Below are 17,861 nucleotides of genomic sequence, written 5' to 3'. Positions count from 1 at the left end.
CTCAGACCCGATCGATGATCTTTTCGCCGAAGAGGCCTTGCGGCCGCACCAGCAGGAACAGCAGCGCCAGCACATAGGCAAACCAGATCTCGATGCCGCCGCCCAAGTACGGCCCAAGATAGATCTCGGACAGCTTCTCGCCCACGCCGATCAAGAGCCCACCGACGATGGCGCCCGGCACCGAAGTCAGCCCGCCCAGGATCACCACCGGCAAGGCCTTGAGCGCCACCAGCGAGAGCGAGAACTGCACGCCCAGCTTGCTGCCCCAGACGATGCCCGCCACCAGGGCGACGAAACCGGCCACGCTCCAGACGATGACCCAGATGCGCTCCAGCGGAATGCCGATGGACTGCGCGGCCTGGTGGTCGTCGGCCACGGCGCGCAGCGCGCGGCCGGTGGCGGTGACCTGGAAGAACAGGGCCAGGGCGATGACCAGCGCAGCCGCAATGCCGGCGGCAATCAGGTCTTCCTGGCTGATCAGCACACCGCCCTCGAACACCGTTTCGAGCAGGAAGATCGGATCCTTGGGCATGCCGACATCGATCTTGTAGATGTCGGAGCCGAACAGGGTCTGGCCGAAGCCATCGAGGAAATAGGCGATGCCCAGGGTCGCCATCAAGAGCGCGATGGGCTCCTGGTTGACCAGCTTGGCCAGCACGAAGCGCTCGATCGCCCAGGCCACGCCGATCATCAGCGCAAAGGCGCCGGCAAAGGCGAGCAGATTGACGGCCAGCTTGCCGGTGAGCCCGGTCCAGCCCGGGATCCACTCGGACAGGCGTGCCATAGCCAGCGCGGCGAACAGCACCATCGCGCCCTGCGCGAAATTGAACACGCCGCTGGCCTTGAAGATCAGCACAAAGCCCAGCGCGATGAGCGCGTAGAGCATGCCGGCCATCAGGCCGCCAAAGAGGGCTTCTAGAAAAAACGCCATCAGTGGGCGGCTCCAAGGTAAGCCGCAATCACGTCCGGGTTGCTGCGTACATCGGCCGGCGTGCCGTCGCCGATCTTCTTGCCGTAGTCCAGCACCACCACACGGTCGCAGAGGTCCATCACCACCCCCATGTCGTGCTCAATCAGCACGATGGTGGTGCCGAACTCGTCGTTCACATCCAGGATGAAGCGGCACATGTCCTGCTTCTCCTCCAGGTTCATGCCGGCCATAGGTTCGTCCAGCAGCAGCAGTTGCGGCTCCATGGCCAGCGCACGCCCCAGGTCCACGCGCTTTTGCAGGCCGTAGGGCAGCCGGCCCACCGGGGTCTTGCGCCAGGCCTGGATTTCGAGGAAGTCGATGATCTGCTCGACCTTCTCGCGCTGGGCGATCTCCTCGCGCCGCGCGGGGCCCCAGTGGAAGGCCTGGGCCAGCAGGCCGGTTTTCATGCGCAGGTTGCGGCCGGTCATGATGTTGTCCAGCACGCTCATGCCCTTGAACAGGGCCAGGTTCTGGAAGGTGCGGGCGATGCCCATCTCGGCCACCTGGCGCGGGTTCATCGCATGGAAGTGTCGACCGGCCAGCGTGATCTCGCCCTGCTGCGGGCGGTAGACGCCGTTGATGCAATTCAGCATCGAGCTCTTGCCCGCACCGTTCGGACCAATGATCCCGCGCACCTCGCCCTGGCGGACGTCGAAGCTGATGTTCGTGAGGGCCTTGACGCCGCCGAAGGAGAGGGAGATGTTTTGGACGTCGAGGATGACTGTTTGCTCGCTCATGGGCTGGTGGTCCTGAGTGAGAGCCCGCCGGGTCTCGCCCCGGCAGGCGAGTTCCTTTTGGCTTGACCCAAAAGGAACCAAAAGGTCAAGCCCCGATGCGCAGCCCCTTGGCTTCGCCAAGGGGTCCCCTGCGATGCTCGCTTGGCTGGGCCGGCCCAAAACTCACTGCGTTCGCTTCGCTCACTCCGTTCAGACAGTTGGGCCGAGTCAGATGGGAACGCGTGCTGCGCACGCTGCCCAGCCAAGCTGCGCTTCTCGGCAGCACATAGGGGCAGCAGCCCGAACAGCCAGGAAACGGCGCGTTGGTTGAAGTCCGGGCTGTTCGGCTGTTGGCTGTTTGGAGTTCCCCCTATGCCAAGCCGAGGAGCACAGAAGCCCAGGGCGGCGCGCGACAGCGCGCTTCGTGAACTGACTCGGCCCGACTGTCTGAGCGGAGTGAGCGAAGCGAACGCAGCGAGTTTCGGGCCGCGCCCTGGGTTTCGAGCACCGCAGGGAACCGGCCGCCGCAGGCGGACGGCGCAGGCATCGGGGTCGCCTTTCTTTGCCTTCTTTCTTTGGCGAAGCAAAGAAAGAAGGTCGGGTGCAGGGGTGAAGCCCCTGCGGGCTCTCACAAACAACCCAAGCTTCATGCCGCCGCCCCCACAACCGGGAACCGCTTCACATCCACGATCTTCAAAGTGGCGGCAACCTCGCCCTCCCGCCCATCCTCAAATCGCACCTGCGTCCGCACAAACTGCTCACTCAAACCCCCATACAGCGCATCCACCAGCACGGCGTACTTCTCGCCAATGAACCCCCGCCGCACCTTGCGCGTGCGCGTCAGCTCCCCGTCGTCGGCGTCCAGTTCCTTGTGCAGCACCAGAAAGCGCGCCACCTGGCAGCCGGCCAGGCGCTCGTCGCGTGCCAGGTCGGCGTTCACCTGCTCCACGCAGCCGCGCATCAGCTCCAGCACCTCGGGCTTGCCGGCCAGGTCCACATAGCCGGCATAAGGCAGACCACGGCGTTCGGCCCAGTTGCCCACGGCCTCGAAGTCGATGTTCAGCAGCACGCAGACCTGCTCGCGCCCGTCGCCAAAGGCCACCGCCTCCTTGATCTGCGGGAAGAACTTCAGCTTGTTCTCGATGTACTTGGGCGCAAACATCGCACCGCTGGCCAAGCGGCCGACATCCTTGGCGCGGTCGATGATCTTCAGATGGCCGTCGGCGCCGATGAAGCCGGCGTCGCCGGTGCGATACCAACCCTCGGCCGTCAGCACCTCGGCCGTGGCCTCGGGATTGCGGTAATAGCCCTGCAGCAGCCCGCGTGAACGCACCCAGACCTCGCCGCCCTCGGCCACCTGGATCTCCACACCGTCGATGGGCACGCCCACGGTATCGGGCTGCACCTCGTGGTCAGGCTGCAGGCAGACGAACACCGCCGTCTCGGTCGAGCCGTAGAGCTGCTTGAGGTTCACACCGATGGCGCGGAAGAAGCTGAACAGATCGGGGCCGATGGCCTCGCCGGCCGTGTAGGCCACGCGCACCCGGCTCAGGCCCAGGGCGTTGCGCAAGGGCCCGTAGACCAGCAGCTCGCCCAGGTCGTAGCGCAGGCGCTCGCCCAGGCCCAGCGGCTCACCCGCCATGCGGCGCGGGCCGATGGCGCGCGCCCATGCCATGCAGCGCGCGTACAGCCAGCGCTTCGGGGCGCTGGCGTCTTCCATGCGGATGCTGACGCTGGTGAGCAGGCCCTCGAACACGCGTGGCGGGGCGAAGTAGTAGCTTGGGCCGATCTCCTTCAGGTCGATCGCCACCGTGGCGGGCGACTCCGGGCAGTTCACCACATAGCCGCATTGCAGCCACTGCGCGAAGGAAAAGATGTTCTGGCCGATCCAGGCCGGCGGCAGGTAGGCCAGCACCTCCTCGCGCTCGGTCAGGCGGTCGAAAGCCTGGCCGGCGCGGGCGCGGTCCAGCAGGCTGGCGTGGGTGTGCACCACGCCCTTCGGGACCCCGGTGGTGCCGCTGGTGAAGAACAGCGCGGCCGTTTCCTCGGGCCGGCGCTCGTTCACCAGGCCGCTCAGGCACAGGGGGTTGGCCTCGAACAGCGCCTGACCGCACGCCAGCAGGGCGTCCAGCAGCTCGAAGCCTTCGTCGCGGTAATGGCGCAGACCCCGCGGGTCGTCCACCCAGATCTGTGCCAACAAGCCGTTCCCCAACTCGCCACGCAGCTCCAGCAGCTTGTCCAGCTGCTCCTGGTCTTCCACCACCGCGTGGCGCACCTCGGTCAGCTCGACGGGGAAGCGGTATTCGGCCGCCACGGCATCCTGGTACAGCGGCACCGGCACGGCGCCCAGCACTTGGGCGGCCAGCATGGCGGCGTACAGGCGCGGGCGGTTCTCGCCCACCACCAGCAGGTGCTGGCCCGGCTGCAGGCCGGCCGCTTCCAGACCCAGGGCCAGGGCGCCCACCAGGTCGCGCAGCGCGGCCCAGCTCAGGGTCTGCCAAATGCCCAGCTGCTTTTCACGCAAGGCCGGCGCATGCGGGCGCGCGGCGGCATGCGCCAGCAGCAGATGCGGGAAAGTGGAATCAGCGCCCAAGGCCAGCTCCAAAGCGGTGCGCGATTCTGGGAGTCCGCTTTGACGTTCAGGTGTCGCATTGGCGACAAAGCGCGGGTTTGATCGGGGCAGGACTTACCCCCACGGCTCTCCACCAGGAAATGGGGCGGGAACGCCCCAATGCAACGGAGCGTGTCGCAGCGTTCAATGAGCCGGATGGACGCCGCCCCCCCCACCCTGCGTCAGCGAGCCCGCCCTCCCCTGCCGGATGAGCTGGCGGCCATTCCCTGGTGGCCGCTGCTGAAGCCCGAGGAGCAGGCCGAGATCGCGCCCCAGCTGCACGTGGCGGTGGCCGAACCGGGCGAGCGCCTGTGCCGCGTGGGCAAGGCCGCCACCTATTGGTTCGGGGTGCTGGACGGCCTGTTGAAGATGAGCAACGACGAGGCCACCGGCATGCCGCCCATCACCTTTGCCGGCCTGCCGCCGGGGGGCTGGTTCGGCGAGGGCACCCTGCTCAAGCGCGAGGCCTACCGCTACAACATCCAGGCCCTGCGCCGCTCGGTGGTGGCGGGCCTGCCCCTTGAGCAGTTCGAGGCCCTGCTGGGCCGCTCCATCGCCTTCAACCGCTATGTGCTGGACCAGCTGAACGAACGCCTGGGCCAGTTCATCGCCGCGCGCGAGACCGACCGCAGCACCGACCCCGACCTGCGCGTGGCGCGCAATCTGGCCGCCCTCTTCCACCCCCAGCTCTACCCCGGCGTGGGCAGCCTGCTGCGCATCACCCAGCAGGAGCTGGCCTACTTGGTGGGGCTCTCGCGCCAGCGCGTCAACCTGGCGCTGCAGCACCTGCAGGAGGCCAACGCCATCCGCGTGGAATACGGCGGCGTGCGTGTGCTGGATCTGGAAGCCCTGCGCGAATTTCGCGGCAAAAGCTGAATTGCCTGCATCCAAATGGGCAGGCCCTGCGTAACAGCTGGCAACACCTCCTGCTCACCATGAACCTGCACCCCTTTCCTCTGCTGGCCGGCCTGTGCCTGGCCGCTTTTGGCTTGCCCGCCCAGGCGGCCGGCAGCAAGCTGCTGCTCACCGGCGGCGTGTCCAGCATCGATGGCGCTGCCGGCGGCGGCCTCACGCCCTGGGCCCTGACCGGCAGCTACGCCGGCCCGGGCGAATGGGGCGGCACCGCCTTTCTTACCGCCGCCCGCACCAGCGACTACGGCCTGCGCGTGGCCGGCGCGGCCGTCGCCTGGGACGAACGCCTGGAGCTTTCGCTCGCACGCCAGCGCTTCGACACGCGCCAGAACCTCGCCCCGCTGGGCCTGGGCGGGCTGCAGCTGGAGCAGGACATCCTGGGCGCCAAGTGGCGCGTCGCCGGCGACGCCGTGCTGGACGCCGACCGCTGGATGCCCCAGATCGCCCTGGGCGCCCTGCACCGGCGCAGCCATGTGGGCGCCTTTGCCCCCGCGCTGTTCGGAGCGCTGGGCGCGCGCCGCAGCGACACCGAGCTCTACGCCGCCGCCACCAAGCTCTGGCTGCAGCACAGCCTGCTCACCAACCTGACGCTGCGCGCCACCCGGGCCAATCAGAACGGCCTGCTGGGTTTTGGAGGCGCACAAGACCGCCGCTGGCGCCTGCAGCCGGAACTTTCCGTAGCGCTGCTGCTGGCGCCGCAGCTGGCGTTGGGCGTGGAGGCACGCGCCAAGCCGAATGCGCTGAACCGGAGCGTGCTGGGCACCGGCGCGCTGGCCGAGGACGACTGGTTTGACGCCTTTCTCGCCTTCGCGCCCAACAAGCACCTCAGCTTCACTGCCGCCGCGGTGGATCTGGGCCACATCGCCCCGGCCCTGCAGCCGCGCCGCCAGCGCGGCGCCTACCTGTCTGTCCAGCTCAGTTTCTGACCGCCATGCGCCTGCTCCTGATCTCCCTGCTACTCGCCCTCAGCACCACCGCCCAAGCCGATGACAGTCTTTACCGCGCCTGGGGCGAGAAGCCCGGCATCCGCGCCGTCATGGACGACTTCGTGGCCCGCCTGCCCCAGCACGAGCGCATCGGCCGCCGTTTCAAGATGACCGACCCGCAGCACCTGGCCAGCCAGCTCACTGAGCAGCTGTGCGAGCTGGCCGGCGGCCCCTGCAAGTACGAGGGCCCCGACATGGCCAGCGCCCACGAAGGCATGGAGCTGCAGAAGGCCGACTTCAACGCCCTGGTGGAGGTGCTGCAGGCCGCCATGCAGGCGCGCGGCATCGCCTTTGCGGACCAGAACCGCATGCTCGCCAAGCTCGCTCCCCTGCATCGCGAGATGCTGGGGCGCTGACAGAATCGCGAGTCCGCCATGCTCACCGGCCTCCACCGCGCAGCGCAGCCCTTCTGGCCCGCGCTCCTGGGCGCCTTTTCAATGGACGAGTTCGCCGCCCTGCAGCCCCTGCCTTCGCAGCACACCGACGCCGCCGCGCCCGTGCGCGACGCCGCCTCTCTGCGCCTGCAGACCCTGCTGCTGGCCGTGGCCGAGCAGGACGCCGCCGCCGAGGCCGCCTTCGCCCAGCTCTACGAGGCCCTGGCCGGCCGCGTGCATGCGCTGGCCCTGCGCATCCTGCGCGACAGCGCCGCCGCCGAAGAAGCGGTGGAAGACTGCTTTTGGCAGGTCTGGCGCCAGGCCGCCCGCTTCGACCCGGCGCGCGGCTGCGCCGAGGCCTGGGTGCTGACGCTGGCGCGCAGCCGCGCGCTCGACGCCTACCGCGCCCGCCGCCAGGAGCGCGAGGAAACCGTTTCGCTCGACGCGCTGCAGGAAGACGGCTTCGAGCCGCCCGAGGACGCCGAGCAGGACGCCGGCAGCCTGCTCGAAGCCAGCCGCCACCACGCCGCCCTGCACGCCGCGCTGCAGCAGCTCGCCGCGCTGCCGCGCCAGCTGCTCGCGCTGGCCTTTTTCAGGGGACTTACGCACGACGAAATCGCCGCCCAGACCGGGCTGCCGCTCGGCACCGTCAAGTCCCATATCCGGCGCGCCCTCGGCGCGCTCAAGCCCCTGCTGGGGGACGCACCATGAAGCCCGCCCACACCCCTGACGTTCTCGACGCGCTCGGCCAGGCCCTGCCCTTGCCGCATGCCCGCGCCGCCGAACCCGGGCCCGCGGGTGCCCTGGGTGCCGCGCTGCGCGAAAGCAGCCCCGTGCCCCCCGCCCTGGGTGCGCGCCTGCTGGAACGCGTGCGCGGCCAGCGCGCCGCCAATGCCCCCATGCTCACCCGCCGCCGCCCGCTGCATCAGGGCCAAGCCGAGGCCTGGGCCGAAGGCGTGCAGGCCCACCCCCTGCATGGCGGCAGCTGGTTGCTGGAACTGGCCCCCGGTGCCCGCCTGAATGGCCGCGGCAGCGGCGCGCTGGAACTGCTGGTGCTGGCCGGCAGCCTGGATCTGGAGGACGGCCAGGCCCTGCACGCCTGCGGCCACGCCCTGCTGCCCCCCGGCACGCCCCTGCGCGCGGGCAGCGCGGGCCCGCTGCGCCTGTACTGGCGCGAGCACGGCGCCGCCGGCCCCTTCCACGCGCCTGCCGTGCCCCAGCTGCACACGCCGCAAGCTTGGCAGCCGCTGCGCCCCGGGGTGGAGATCTGCCCGCTGCATGGCGAAGGCGCAGCGGTCTCGCTGCTGGCGCGCTTTGCCGCTGGCGGCCGCGTGCCTGGCCATCCGCATGGCCTGGACGAGGAATGCCTGATGGTCGAGGGCGAGCTGTTCCTGGACGACCTGCTGCTGCCCGAGGGCGGCTTCCAGTTCGCCCCGGCCGGCAGCCTGCATGGCGATCTGTTTGCCGACGCCCCCTGCCTGCTGTTCTTCCACGGCGCCATCGACCCCGCAGCGGTGGACAACGAGCACCGCCAAACCCAGGGCTGGCCGGCACTGGGATGAAAACCCTGCTGCGCAGCCTGGCCGTGCTGCTGGCCGCCGCGGCCCTGGTCTACCTGGTGCTGTGCATGGGCGTGTGGACGGGTCAGCGCCGCCTGCTCTTCCACCCCGACGCCAACCCCCTGCGCGAGGCCCCGGCAGCCGCCGAGACCCTGCGCCTGCAAACCGCCGACGGCGAGCGCCTGCAGGCCTGGTGGTTGGCGCCGCCGAACGAGCAGGCCGCCGTGCTGCTCTACCTGCACGGCAATGGCGCCAATCTGGACGCGCGCAGCCCCCGCCTGGCCGCGCTGCATGAAGACGGCTTCGGCGTGCTGGCCCTGAGCTGGCGCGGCTACGGCGGCAGCAGCGGCGAACCCAGCGAGGCCGGCTGGCGCGAGGACGCGCGCGCCGGCTACGCCGAGCTCAAGCGCCGCGGCATCGCGCCCACGCGCATCGTGCTGTTCGGTGAATCGCTCGGCAGCGCCCAGGCCGTGATGCTGGCCGCCGAGCAGCCGGTGGCCGGCCTGCTGCTCGATTCGGGCTTCGACTCGGCGCTGGCCATCGCCCGCGACCTCTACCCCTGGCTGCCGGTGGACTGGCTGATGCGCGACCCGCACCGCGCCGACCGCGCCGCCGCGAAGGTGGCCGTGCCGGTGCTGCTGCTGCATTGCGAGCAGGACCCCGTCACTCCCGTGGCGCACGCCCGCGCGCTGCACAAGGCCTTCCGCGGCCCGGCCCGGTTGGAACTGGTACCGGGGGACTGCCATGTGCCGCGCTACGTGGAGTTCCGGCCGCTGGCGCGGGCCTTTGTGCAAGGCCTCGTCAAGGCAGCAGCCCCAGGCGGCTGAGCGCCAGGCAGGCCAGCGCGTGGTCCTGCAACGCCAGGCCCACGGACTTGAACACCGTGCGCGCCGGCCGCTCGGGCGGCCCCTGCTGCAGCAGCGTGGCCAGCTCATGCACCTGGATGTCGAAATCCAGCAGGCCGCGCGCCTGGGCCTGCAGCAGATCGCCGGCCTCGCTGCGGGCGGTAGCCAGGCGGTCCACCAGCACGCCGGCCTGCACGAACAGCGCGGGCGGCAGCTCGCACATCTCGGGCCGGAAGGCGCCGATGGCCATCACATGCACTTCCGGCGCGAGCGCGCCGGCTTCGAACAGCGGGGCCAGTGCGGGCGTGCAGGTGCACACCAGCCCGGCACCCGCCAGCGCCGCCGCCGGGCTGGGGGCGGCCTGCACCTCCAGGTCCAGTTCGGCACGCAACTGCGTGGCCGCCGCCTCGGCCTGCTCGGCTCGGCGGGCCCAGATGCGCGCCCGCGCCACCAAGCCGGCGGCGGCCAGCGCCCGCACATGGGCCAGGGCCTGCGCACCGGCGCCCAGCACGGCCAGGGTCTGCGCATCCGGCGGGCCCCAGAGCTGGGCCGAGAGCACCGAGGCCGCGGCGGTGCGCAGCAGGGTGATGGGCTCGGCGTCCATCAGCGCCAGCGGCTGCTGGCTGCGCGTGTCCAGCACCCAGAGCTGGCCGGTGACGGCGCCGGCATCGCTGACCTGCACGATCTTCAGCGTCAGCCAGGGCTGGCCGCGGCGCAGCGCCGGCATCACCAGGGTGCGCTGGCCCAAGCTCGGCCAATCAAAGCGGCTGCGCGGCGGCTGCTCGTACTCGCCGCGCGCGTCGGCCGCAAAGGCCTCGCGTTGGCTGGCCAGGGCGTCGTCCAGGCTCAGGGCCTGCTCCAGGGCGTAGCGGTCGATGAAGTGCATCAGCGCAGCAGAAAGCCGGCGCCCAGGGGGTCGGCGGGGTCGATGAAGAAGCGGTGCCGGCCGGTCAGGAAGGCCGAGCCTTCCACCAGCGGCCGCAGCGCAGGTCGGCCATGGTGCGGCATTTCGGCGCCGGCCTGCACGCTGAAGCGGGTGCCGAGGATGGATTCAATGACCACCGCCCGCCCCGGCGCCAGCTCGCCCCGCGCGTGCAGCAACGCGGCGCGGCCGCACACGCCGGTGCCGGTGGGGCTGCGGTCCAGCTCACCGTCGGCAAAGAGGCAGACCTGCCGGCTGTGCGCATCGGCCGCCTCGGCCGCTCCGGTGAAGATCGTGCCGTACAGAAAGCCCAGGTCTTCATGCTCGGGGTGCGCAATAGGCCGCGCCGCCGCCACCGCCTGCTTGATGCGCCGGCCGGCCTCGATCAGCTCGCCCGCGTGTTCGGGGCGCAATCGCAGGCCCAGCGGCGCCGCCTCCACATAGGCGTAGAAGGCGCCGCCGTAGGCGATGTCGTAGCGCACCCGGCCCAGACCGGGCACGTCCACCGCTTCGTCCAGGCACAGCACCCAGGAAGGCACGCCGCGAAAGCGCACCGCCTGCACGCGGCCGCCGTCGGCACTCCACACCGGCTCGGCCTCGATCAAGCCGGCCGGGCTGTCGATGCGCACCGTGGTTAGCGCGCGCGGCAGCAGGCCGATCTGGAAGGCCGCCGTCACCACCGCCACGATGCCGTGGCCGCACATGCTGCTGTAGCCCTCGTTGTGGGTGAAGAGCACGGCGAAATGGGAATCGGGCCGCTCCGGCGGCAGCAGCACGCAGCCGTACATGTCGGCGTGGCCGCGCGGCTCCCACATCAGCGCGCGGCGCAGCGGCTCCAGTTCGGCCTGGGCGCGGCGGCGGCGTGCCAGCACCGTGCCCGGCCCCAAGTCCGGCCAGCCGGCCAGGATGATGCGCAAGGGCTCGCCGGCGGTGTGGGCGTCCAGGGCCTCGATGCAGGTCCAGCCTGCGGGGGGCTGCCAGCGCAGGGCGGCTTCAAGGTCAAGCGCGGGGATGGGCTTCATGGCGCGAGTATGCCCGCGCCCGCATGCATTGGATCCAATATCCCAACATGCAACCCTGATGCCATCCTGATGCCCGGCCTGCTAGGGTGCCGCCATGCGCTTCCCCTCTCTGCGCCCCCTGCTGGCCGGTGCCGCCACCTGGGTCCTGTGCTGGACCCTGCTGCTGGTGCTGGCGCCGCAGCTGGAGCTGGCCCATCTGGCCCTGCTGATGGTGCTGGGCGCGCTGCTGGCCGGGCTGTGGTGGCCGCCGCGCCTGGCCCTGCCGGCGGCGGTGCTGGCCGTGGCCGCCTTCAACTGGCGCTTCGTGCCGCCGCAGGGCAGCCTGCGCGTGCAGCGCCCGCAAGACCTGCTGCTGCTGGCCACCCTGCTGGGCGCCAGCGCCCTGGTGGCCGGCCTGATGGCGCGCCAGCGCCGCCTGGCCGGCGAGGCGCAAGCCCATGCGCGCCGCAGCGAAGAGCTGCGCGCCTTTGCGGAAAGCCTGCGCGACGGCGCCGGCCCGGCCGCCTTGCTGCCCCATCTGCAAGCCCTGGCGCAGGGCCCGGTGAGCCTGCGCCTGGGCGATGGCGAGCTGCTGGGCCAGGCCAGCCCCGGCGCCGCCGCCGGCCTGGCGCTGTGCCAGACGCAGGCCCAGGCCTTCGGCCCCGGCTGCGGCCACCACGAAGACGAGGACGCCTGGTACCTGCCCCTGCGCGGCCGTCAGGGCTGCCATGGCGCCGCCCATCTGCCCCTGGGCGAACGCCCAGTGCAGTTCGATGAGGCCGACCGCCTGCAGGCCCAGGCCCTGTGCGACCAGCTCGGCCTGGCGCTGGAACGCGCCCAGGCCCTGGCCCAGGCACAGGCCGCGCATGAAGAGGCTGCCGGCCAGCGCCTGCGCAACACCCTGCTGGCGGCGATTGCGCACGACCACCGCACGCCGCTGGCCACCATCCTGGGCGCCGCCACCAGCCTGCGCGACCAGGCCGAGCGCCTGGACGCCCCGCAGCGCCAGCGCCTGGCCGAGCGCATCGTGGCCGAGGCCGAGCAACTGGCCCGCCTGACCGACAACGCCCTGCAGCTCGCCCGCCTGGGCCAGCCCGGTCTGGCACTGAGCGTGGACTGGGAATCGGTGGAGGAGCTGGTGGGCAGCGTGCTGCAGCGCCTGCGCGAACGCGACCCGCAGCGCCGCATCAAGCTGCACCTGGCGCCCGACCTGCCGCTGCTGCGCTGCGACGCCGTGCTGCTGGTGCAGCTGCTCGACAACCTGCTCGACAACGCCTTGCGCCATGGCGGCGGCGGCACGGTGGAGCTGCACGCGCGCCAGCGCGGCAACCGCCTGCAGCTGGCCGTGCGCGACCGTGGCGCCGGCGTGCCCCTGGGCCAGCGCGAACGCATCTTCGAGCCCTACCAGCGCGGCGAACAAGCACAGGGCCGCGGCACCGGCGTGGGCCTGGCCCTGTGCCGCGCCATCGCCCGCGCCCATGGCGGCGAGCTGCGCTACCGCGCCCGCGGCCATGGCGGCAGCAGCTTCGAGCTGGAGTTGCCCGTACCGGAACAAGCCGCGCCATGAAGAAGCTGCTGCTGGTGGAAGACGACGCCGCCCTGCGCGCCCTGCTGGCCGAGGCCTTGCGCGTGGAGGGCTACCAGGTGCTGGCCGCCGCCAGCTGCGCCGACGCGCTGGCCCTGTGGCAGACGGCCGAGCGCCTGCACGAACCCTTCGCCCTGGCCCTGCTGGACCTGGGCCTGCCCGACGGCGAGGGCAGCGAACTCCTGAAGGCCTGGCGCGGCAAGCTGCCGCTGCTGGTGATCTCCGCCCGCGGGCAGGAGAGCGGCAAGATCGAACTGCTGGACGCCGGCGCCGACGACTACCTCGTCAAGCCCTTCGCCATCGGCGAGCTGCTGGCGCGCATCCGCGTGGCGCTACGCCACCGCGGCCATGCGGTGCAGCCGGCACAAACGCGATACCAGCACAGCGGCCTCGAAGTGGATCTCGTCGCCCACCGCGTGCGCCTGCACGGCGCCGACTGCCACCTCACCCCCACCGAGTTCAAGCTGCTGGCGCGCCTGGTGCGCAGCGCCGGCCAGGTCGTCACGCACCGCCAGTTGCTGGCCGATGTGTGGGGCCCCGAGTGCACCGAGCAGACGCAGTACCTGCGCCTCTACATGGGCCAGCTGCGCGCCAAGCTGGAGGCCGAGCCAGCCCGGCCGCAGCGCCTGTTGACCGAGCCCGGCGTGGGCTACCGGCTGGTGGAAGCGGAGTCCTGAAGCGCCGCGCCGCGCAGCTGGCCCACCGGCGCCAGCCAGGCCGGCGCCTGCTCGCGCAGCCAGCGCCGCGCGGCCGCATCGCCGCGCAGGCTGGCGTCCCAGAAGGCGGTGCTGACGGCCTGCAGCGCCAGGCGCTCCTGGCTCAGCAGGGTCAGCTGCTGCGCGTTCAGGCCGGGCGGCACAGGGGCCAGGGGTCCGTCGCGACCGTCCCGCCCGTCGCCGCCCGCGCGGCCCGTCTTGGCGGGCATGCCGCCACCTCCCCCACCGCCACCACCGCGGCGCCCGCGCCCGCCAGAAGCGGCCCCATGCTCGCCACCGCCGTGTGAGCGGCCCTCGGATTGCGCGCGTTCCGCCTCCGCGCTGCCGCTGAACTGCAGATGGCTGAGCTGGCGCAGCCAGAGCAGCGGCGCCGCATGGAACAGGGCCTCGCGCCCGGCGCGGCGGCCGTCGTCCAAACCGCGCAGCGCGTCGCCGTCACCCGGCCCGCTGATGCCCAGCAGCGGCAGGCCCGGTGCCGGCAGTGGCCCCTCGGCCGGCGGGCTGATCAGCAGCAGGGCCTGCCAGTGCAGACCGTCGGCCGGCGCCGCGCTCAAGTGCAGGGCGGCGTCGGCCCCCAGGTCGTAGCCCGCCAGGCCGGCATGCTGCAGATCCAAGCGCCCGGCCAATTCGGCCGGCAAGGCCGTGGGCAGGGCCGCCAGAAAGGCGCGCAGCCGCTTCAGCCGTGCGCCACGCAAGCCCTGGTGGTGGGCGGCCAGGGCCGCGAACTCGCCCTGGCGCGCCAGCGGCGAACGCCAGGCCTCGGCATCCTCGGCCAGGGCCTGCACGGACAGCACCGCGTAACCCGCCCGCACCCATGCCTCGCGCCAGCGCTGCCCGGCCTCGGGGCCCTCGCCCAGGCCGGGCAGGTAGACGATCAGCGGCCGCGGCCCCGGCGCTGCCGGCAGGGCCAGGCGGTAAGGCAAGGCCGCCTCGTGCAGGCCCCAGCTCAGCAGGCGCTCGGGCTCGGCGGTGTGGCTGGCGCCGGCCCAGCCCTGGGCCCGAAAGGCCTCGACGCGTGCCGCATCGGGCTGGGCCCGCTGCGGGCCCTGCGCGCAAGCGGCCAGGGCAAGAACAAGGGCAAACAGGGCAGACGAAGGGCGCATGGGAACTTCGGAGGCAAGCGGAGCACGGCCGCGCAGCCTAGGGCCTGCTTGTATCGGCTTCATTGCTGGCCGCGCCTATGCTGCGCCGCCCTGCACCACCGGAAGCCGCCGATGCCCCGCCTCTTCGCCTTGCCTCTGCTGCTGGCCTGCAGCGCCGCCGCCCTGGCCGCCCCGCCGCCCAAGCCCTGGCGCAGCAGCGCCGAAGTCATCGCCGCCGCCCCGGCCGCCGACTGGCGCGAGCCCAAGCCCGAAGACCTGCTGGTGATGGAGCTGCCGCAGGGCCGCGTGCTGATCGAACTGGCGCCGCGCTTTGCGCCCCGCCACGTGGCCAACATCCGCGCCCTGGCCCGCGCCGGCTACTGGGACGGCCTGGCCGTGCTGCGCGTGCAGGACAACTACGTGGCGCAATGGGGCGACCCCGAGGCCGAGAAGAACCCCACCGCCGCCAAGCCCCTGCCGCCCGGCCTGCCCAAGCCCGGCATCGAATTCGCCATCCCCTTCAAAGGCCTGCCGCTGCAAGCCCTGCCCGAGCGCGACGCCTGGGCGCCGGTGCAGGGCTTCATCGATGGCTTTCCGGTGGCCGCCGACCCCAAGCGCAACCAGGCCTGGCTCTCGCACTGTTACGGCATGGTGGGCGCGGGGCGCGATATGGCGGTCGACTCCAGCAACGGCGCCGAGCTCTACGCCATGATCGCCCCGGCCCGTGGGCTCGATCTGAATGTGCCCCTGGTGGGGCGGGTGCTGCAGGGCATCGAACTGCTCTCGTCCCTGCCGCGTGGCAGCGGGGCGCTGGGCTTTTACGAGAAGCCCGAGCAGCGCACGCCGATCACGCGGGTCCGGCTGGCCGCCGACCTGCCCGAGGCCGAGCGGCCGGCGCTGCAGGTGCTGCGAACCGATTCAGCCAGCTGGACCGCGCTGCTGCAGGCGCGGCGCTGGCGTGAGGGTTGGTTTGTGCACAGCCATGGGGTGGTGGATGTGTGCAGCGTGAGCGTGCCGGTGCGGGAGCGGCCGCGCTGAATCTCTAAGGGCGTTCGTGAGACCCCGCCGGGATATCGCCCCGGCAGGCGACCTACTTTCTTGCTCGTGCAAGAAAGTAGGCAAAGAACACGGCCCTGATGCGCAGCCCCTTGGCTGCACCAAGGGGTCCCCTGCGATGCTCGCTTGGCTGAGCCGGCCCGAAACTCGCTGCGTTCGCTTCGCTCACTCCGCTCAGACAGTCGGGCCGAGTTTGTTGGGAGCGCGTGCTGCGCACGCTGCCCAGCCAAGCTGCGCTTCTCGGCAGCGCATAGGGGCGGCAGCCAGCAGCCAGCAGCCAATTGAACTGCTACTGAACCGACCTCCGCGCCTGCAAATGGGCCACCCTTATGCGACGGCCGCCGGCTCGTCCTCGGTCTGCCGATCCGGCTCCGTGGTGTCGAGGATCTCGCTCAACACGGTCGTGGCGTAAGCGCCGGCAGGCAAGGAAAACGTCAGCACCAGCTGATCGGCCTGCGGCCATTCCCAGCTCATGTCCGCCGGGCTTGCCACCAGGGCGCGGCGCTCCTGGTCCAGGCCGGCGTGTTCCATGCCGTCGCACAGCAGAGCGTGCTGCGCGGCCACGCCGTTTTCCAGCGCCTGCGCTTCATCGGTGGTGCTCACGCGGCCCCGGCCCCAGAGCGGCCCGGTGGGCCGGCCGGCTTCGTCCAGCACGTCACCGGGCAGGGTCTTGCCCCAGAGCCCCTGCCGGATGCGCAGCGCCAGCACCTCGTTGAAGACGAATGAGCGCACCGCCGACAGGTAGATGCCCTTCTTCTTCGGATTGCGCACCCGGATCTCGCGCGCCAGCATGGCCCGGCCCTGCTCGACATTGCCGCCGTCGTGCCCGAAGCGCTGCGCGCCGAAGTAATTGGGCACCCCCTGTGAGGCCACGGCCTTCAGATTGGCCTCCACCGCATCACGATCGCCGCTCAGCTCGCGCAGCACGATGCGGAAGCGGTTGCCCAGCAGATCGCCGGGGCGCAGCTTCTTCACGTGGCGGCTCTGGCTCAGGACCTTGAATTCGGGGTGCTGCAACTGCGTCAGGTCGGGCGTCTCGCCACCCTCTTTGCGGCTCGGCAGATAGAGGCTGAACCACTGCCGGGTAATGGCGTAGCGGTCCTTGAGGCCGGCATAGCCCACATCCCATTCATTCACGCCCGCCGCCGCGGCCAGTTGCTGGGCCACGAAGACGGTGTTGGCGCCGTTCTTCTCCACATCCACCCAAACATGTTCGCCCGCACCGGAGGGCAGCTGCAGCGGCAGTTCGGTGACGACGAAGTCCTCGTTGAAGAGCTTCAGCGTGGCGCTGGCGCCGCTGGCCGGATAGGCGTGGGGCCAGGTCGGCAAGGTTGTGTATTGGGTGTTGGTCATGAGGGACTGACGGCGGCGGCCGTCGGTGGGGATGGGCTGGTTGGCCGACCCAGAGGTGTTCGGGGTGAGAGTCTCTCTGCGCGCGTTTGCCATCACCTGCGCCAACCGAGTCGCCCTCAATGCGATCCCGTGCGCGCAACACAAGTGATGTTCGGGCGCGGCGTCACCTCACGCACCCGGTCGGAAACGCATGCGCATGGAGATGTCGCCAATGACTGCTCAAGGCTGTGAGCCGCCATTGGAAGTCGGCCTACCGAGTGGCAGCTTCGATGCAGTGCAGTCTTCCAGCCTGCGCGAACCACAGAGGTCACCGTGACGGTGCTTTCAAGCAAATGAAGTGGACTCACTCGGGATCTTTGCTCGGGGGCTCTGGAGGCAGGCTTGGTTCACCTTGTTGAGGCGGCAGGTTAGATACCCACATCGGAAGGGGGCGCTTTCCAGAAACCACTTCAAAGGTGGCGCGACGCAGAGCCGCTTGCTCGATCTCAAGATCTCCGTAGCCTTGTGGGTAGTAAGACTGGTTCTTCAGGTGGGTCTTGTCGAAATTGAAGCCAAGGTGCTGCCCCATCGTGTCCAAGAGTTCGACTAGGAGCTCCTTGCGTCGAGTCTCCCAGTGCTCACGGGGGTAGTTCTTGTCATTCAGGTGATCAAGGTATTGCTTCCACTGCCGACGCACGGCCTCTTGCTTTGCCGACTTTCCGCTGAAGACCACATCGATCGTGTTGAGAGCTTGAACATGAGCGATGTCCAGCGTTGACGCGCGCGTCGCCATCAAGGTTCGAAAGATCCGGAGTTCTTCGTCCCGTACCTGCCGCCTGCGCCCCAGGAACTCCGAGACCTGAACAGCAATGACAGGACTCAGCAACGTTGCGATCACGACAAGCCAGTCCTTGAGATCCAGAACAAAGAAGGTGGCGCTACTCATATTGGGTTTAGTTCGGTTGTCCGCGCACATCGAAGGAATACACAGCGCGATGTGGTTGGCGCCGAGTGTCTCCGAACGGCTGAGCTCTGTCGTTCAGGCATTGGCGCTGTCCGACAGCTATAGCTAAGGCTTGTGCGACACCTGCCCAAGCGCGCAGGCAGTCGCAGGCCACCGATGCCGGCGGGCAGGTGTTGCATAAGCCCCGAGGGAGGAAACCGCGGCGAACGCCGCAGTGGTTGTTGGGCGCA

Annotated in this window: 17 protein-coding genes; 9 read left to right on the top strand and 8 right to left on the bottom strand. The window is 70.5% G+C overall.

Features of this window, described 5'->3' with window-relative positions; genetic code table 11:
• Position 1: 1 nt before the first annotated feature.
• The 3 genes from ACE3QP_RS00085 to ACE3QP_RS00075 form a co-directional block, all read right to left on the bottom strand.
• Positions 2–931, bottom strand: a complete 930-nt coding sequence (locus tag ACE3QP_RS00085; protein WP_374432596.1) for a branched-chain amino acid ABC transporter permease — start codon at positions 929–931, stop codon at positions 2–4.
• Complete coding sequence (locus ACE3QP_RS00080) at positions 931–1,707, bottom strand: ABC transporter ATP-binding protein (RefSeq protein WP_374432595.1); 777 nt, start codon at positions 1,705–1,707, stop codon at positions 931–933. Before ACE3QP_RS00080 ends, ACE3QP_RS00085 begins: the two co-directional genes overlap by 1 nt.
• 625 nt (positions 1,708–2,332) lie before the next feature.
• On the bottom strand, positions 2,333–4,279 hold the full coding sequence (locus ACE3QP_RS00075) for a long-chain fatty acid--CoA ligase (protein ID WP_374432594.1): 1,947 nt from the start codon (positions 4,277–4,279) through the stop codon (positions 2,333–2,335).
• 174 nt (positions 4,280–4,453) lie between these two features.
• On the opposite strand from ACE3QP_RS00075, the gene ACE3QP_RS00070 reads away from it, so the two are divergent.
• Genes ACE3QP_RS00070 through ACE3QP_RS00045 form a run of 6 tightly spaced genes read left to right on the top strand, consistent with a single transcriptional unit; the run spans position 4,454 to position 8,955 of the window.
• Entirely contained in the window at positions 4,454–5,173 is a 720-nt protein-coding gene (locus ACE3QP_RS00070; RefSeq protein WP_374432592.1) for a Crp/Fnr family transcriptional regulator, read from the top strand.
• A 59-nt stretch (positions 5,174–5,232) separates the two neighbouring features.
• Positions 5,233–6,135, top strand: a complete 903-nt coding sequence (locus ACE3QP_RS00065) for a DUF3034 family protein (RefSeq protein ID WP_374432590.1) — start codon at positions 5,233–5,235, stop codon at positions 6,133–6,135.
• Positions 6,136–6,140: 5 nt separating this feature from the next.
• Positions 6,141–6,551: a group 1 truncated hemoglobin gene (locus ACE3QP_RS00060; RefSeq protein ID WP_374432588.1), complete on the top strand. Its 411-nt coding sequence runs from the start codon at positions 6,141–6,143 to the stop codon at positions 6,549–6,551.
• An 18-nt stretch (positions 6,552–6,569) separates the two neighbouring features.
• Complete coding sequence (locus tag ACE3QP_RS00055) at positions 6,570–7,280, top strand: sigma-70 family RNA polymerase sigma factor (protein WP_374432587.1); 711 nt, start codon at positions 6,570–6,572, stop codon at positions 7,278–7,280.
• Entirely contained in the window at positions 7,277–8,131 is an 855-nt protein-coding gene (locus ACE3QP_RS00050) for a cupin domain-containing protein (protein WP_374432585.1), read from the top strand. Before ACE3QP_RS00055 ends, ACE3QP_RS00050 begins: the two co-directional genes overlap by 4 nt.
• Positions 8,128–8,955 carry an alpha/beta hydrolase gene (locus ACE3QP_RS00045; protein WP_374432583.1) on the top strand — a complete coding sequence of 276 codons (828 nt, stop codon included), beginning with the start codon at positions 8,128–8,130 and terminating at the stop codon, positions 8,953–8,955. Before ACE3QP_RS00050 ends, ACE3QP_RS00045 begins: the two co-directional genes overlap by 4 nt.
• On the opposite strand, the gene ACE3QP_RS00040 is transcribed toward ACE3QP_RS00045, so the two are convergent.
• Entirely contained in the window at positions 8,930–9,859 is a 930-nt protein-coding gene (locus ACE3QP_RS00040; RefSeq protein WP_374432581.1) for an ornithine cyclodeaminase family protein, read from the bottom strand. The two genes, ACE3QP_RS00045 and ACE3QP_RS00040, sit on opposite strands and share 26 nt — an antisense overlap.
• Positions 9,859–10,917 (bottom strand): proline racemase family protein, encoded by a 1,059-nt coding sequence (locus ACE3QP_RS00035; protein ID WP_374432579.1) that lies wholly within the window; start codon positions 10,915–10,917, stop codon positions 9,859–9,861. The genes ACE3QP_RS00040 and ACE3QP_RS00035 overlap by 1 nt, the downstream gene beginning before the upstream one ends.
• Before the next feature lie 94 nt (positions 10,918–11,011).
• Between ACE3QP_RS00035 and ACE3QP_RS00030 the strand changes: the two genes are divergently transcribed.
• Together ACE3QP_RS00030 and ACE3QP_RS00025 are read left to right on the top strand one after the other, a co-directional pair.
• Positions 11,012–12,463 carry an ATP-binding protein gene (locus ACE3QP_RS00030; protein ID WP_374432578.1) on the top strand — a complete coding sequence of 484 codons (1,452 nt, stop codon included), beginning with the start codon at positions 11,012–11,014 and terminating at the stop codon, positions 12,461–12,463.
• On the top strand, positions 12,460–13,158 hold the full coding sequence (locus ACE3QP_RS00025) for a winged helix-turn-helix domain-containing protein (RefSeq protein ID WP_374432576.1): 699 nt from the start codon (positions 12,460–12,462) through the stop codon (positions 13,156–13,158). The genes ACE3QP_RS00030 and ACE3QP_RS00025 overlap by 4 nt, the downstream gene beginning before the upstream one ends.
• Here ACE3QP_RS00025 and ACE3QP_RS00020 read toward each other — a convergent pair.
• Positions 13,131–14,300, bottom strand: a complete 1,170-nt coding sequence (locus ACE3QP_RS00020) for a hypothetical protein (protein WP_374432575.1) — start codon at positions 14,298–14,300, stop codon at positions 13,131–13,133. The genes ACE3QP_RS00025 and ACE3QP_RS00020 overlap by 28 nt on opposite strands.
• A 111-nt stretch (positions 14,301–14,411) precedes the next feature.
• Here ACE3QP_RS00020 and ACE3QP_RS00015 point away from each other — a divergent pair, with 111 nt between their 5' ends.
• Positions 14,412–15,317, top strand: coding sequence for a peptidylprolyl isomerase (locus tag ACE3QP_RS00015; protein WP_374432573.1), 906 nt, complete (start codon positions 14,412–14,414; stop codon positions 15,315–15,317).
• A gap of 345 nt (positions 15,318–15,662) precedes the next feature.
• Here ACE3QP_RS00015 and truD read toward each other — a convergent pair whose 3' ends face one another.
• Both truD and ACE3QP_RS00005 read right to left on the bottom strand, forming a co-directional pair.
• Positions 15,663–16,688, bottom strand: coding sequence for a tRNA pseudouridine(13) synthase TruD (gene truD / locus ACE3QP_RS00010; protein WP_374432572.1), 1,026 nt, complete (start codon positions 16,686–16,688; stop codon positions 15,663–15,665).
• 343 nt (positions 16,689–17,031) lie between these two features.
• Positions 17,032–17,613 carry a DUF6680 family protein gene (locus ACE3QP_RS00005; protein WP_374432571.1) on the bottom strand — a complete coding sequence of 194 codons (582 nt, stop codon included), beginning with the start codon at positions 17,611–17,613 and terminating at the stop codon, positions 17,032–17,034.
• Between the last annotated feature and the right edge of the window lie 248 nt (positions 17,614–17,861).

Origin of the sequence: Inhella sp. (assembly GCF_041912635.1) — a bacterium.
Classification (GTDB): Bacteria; Pseudomonadota; Gammaproteobacteria; order Burkholderiales; family Burkholderiaceae_C; genus Inhella.
The sequence above is the reverse complement of the archived record's forward strand: the minus strand, read 5'-3'. Positions and strand labels throughout refer to the sequence as shown.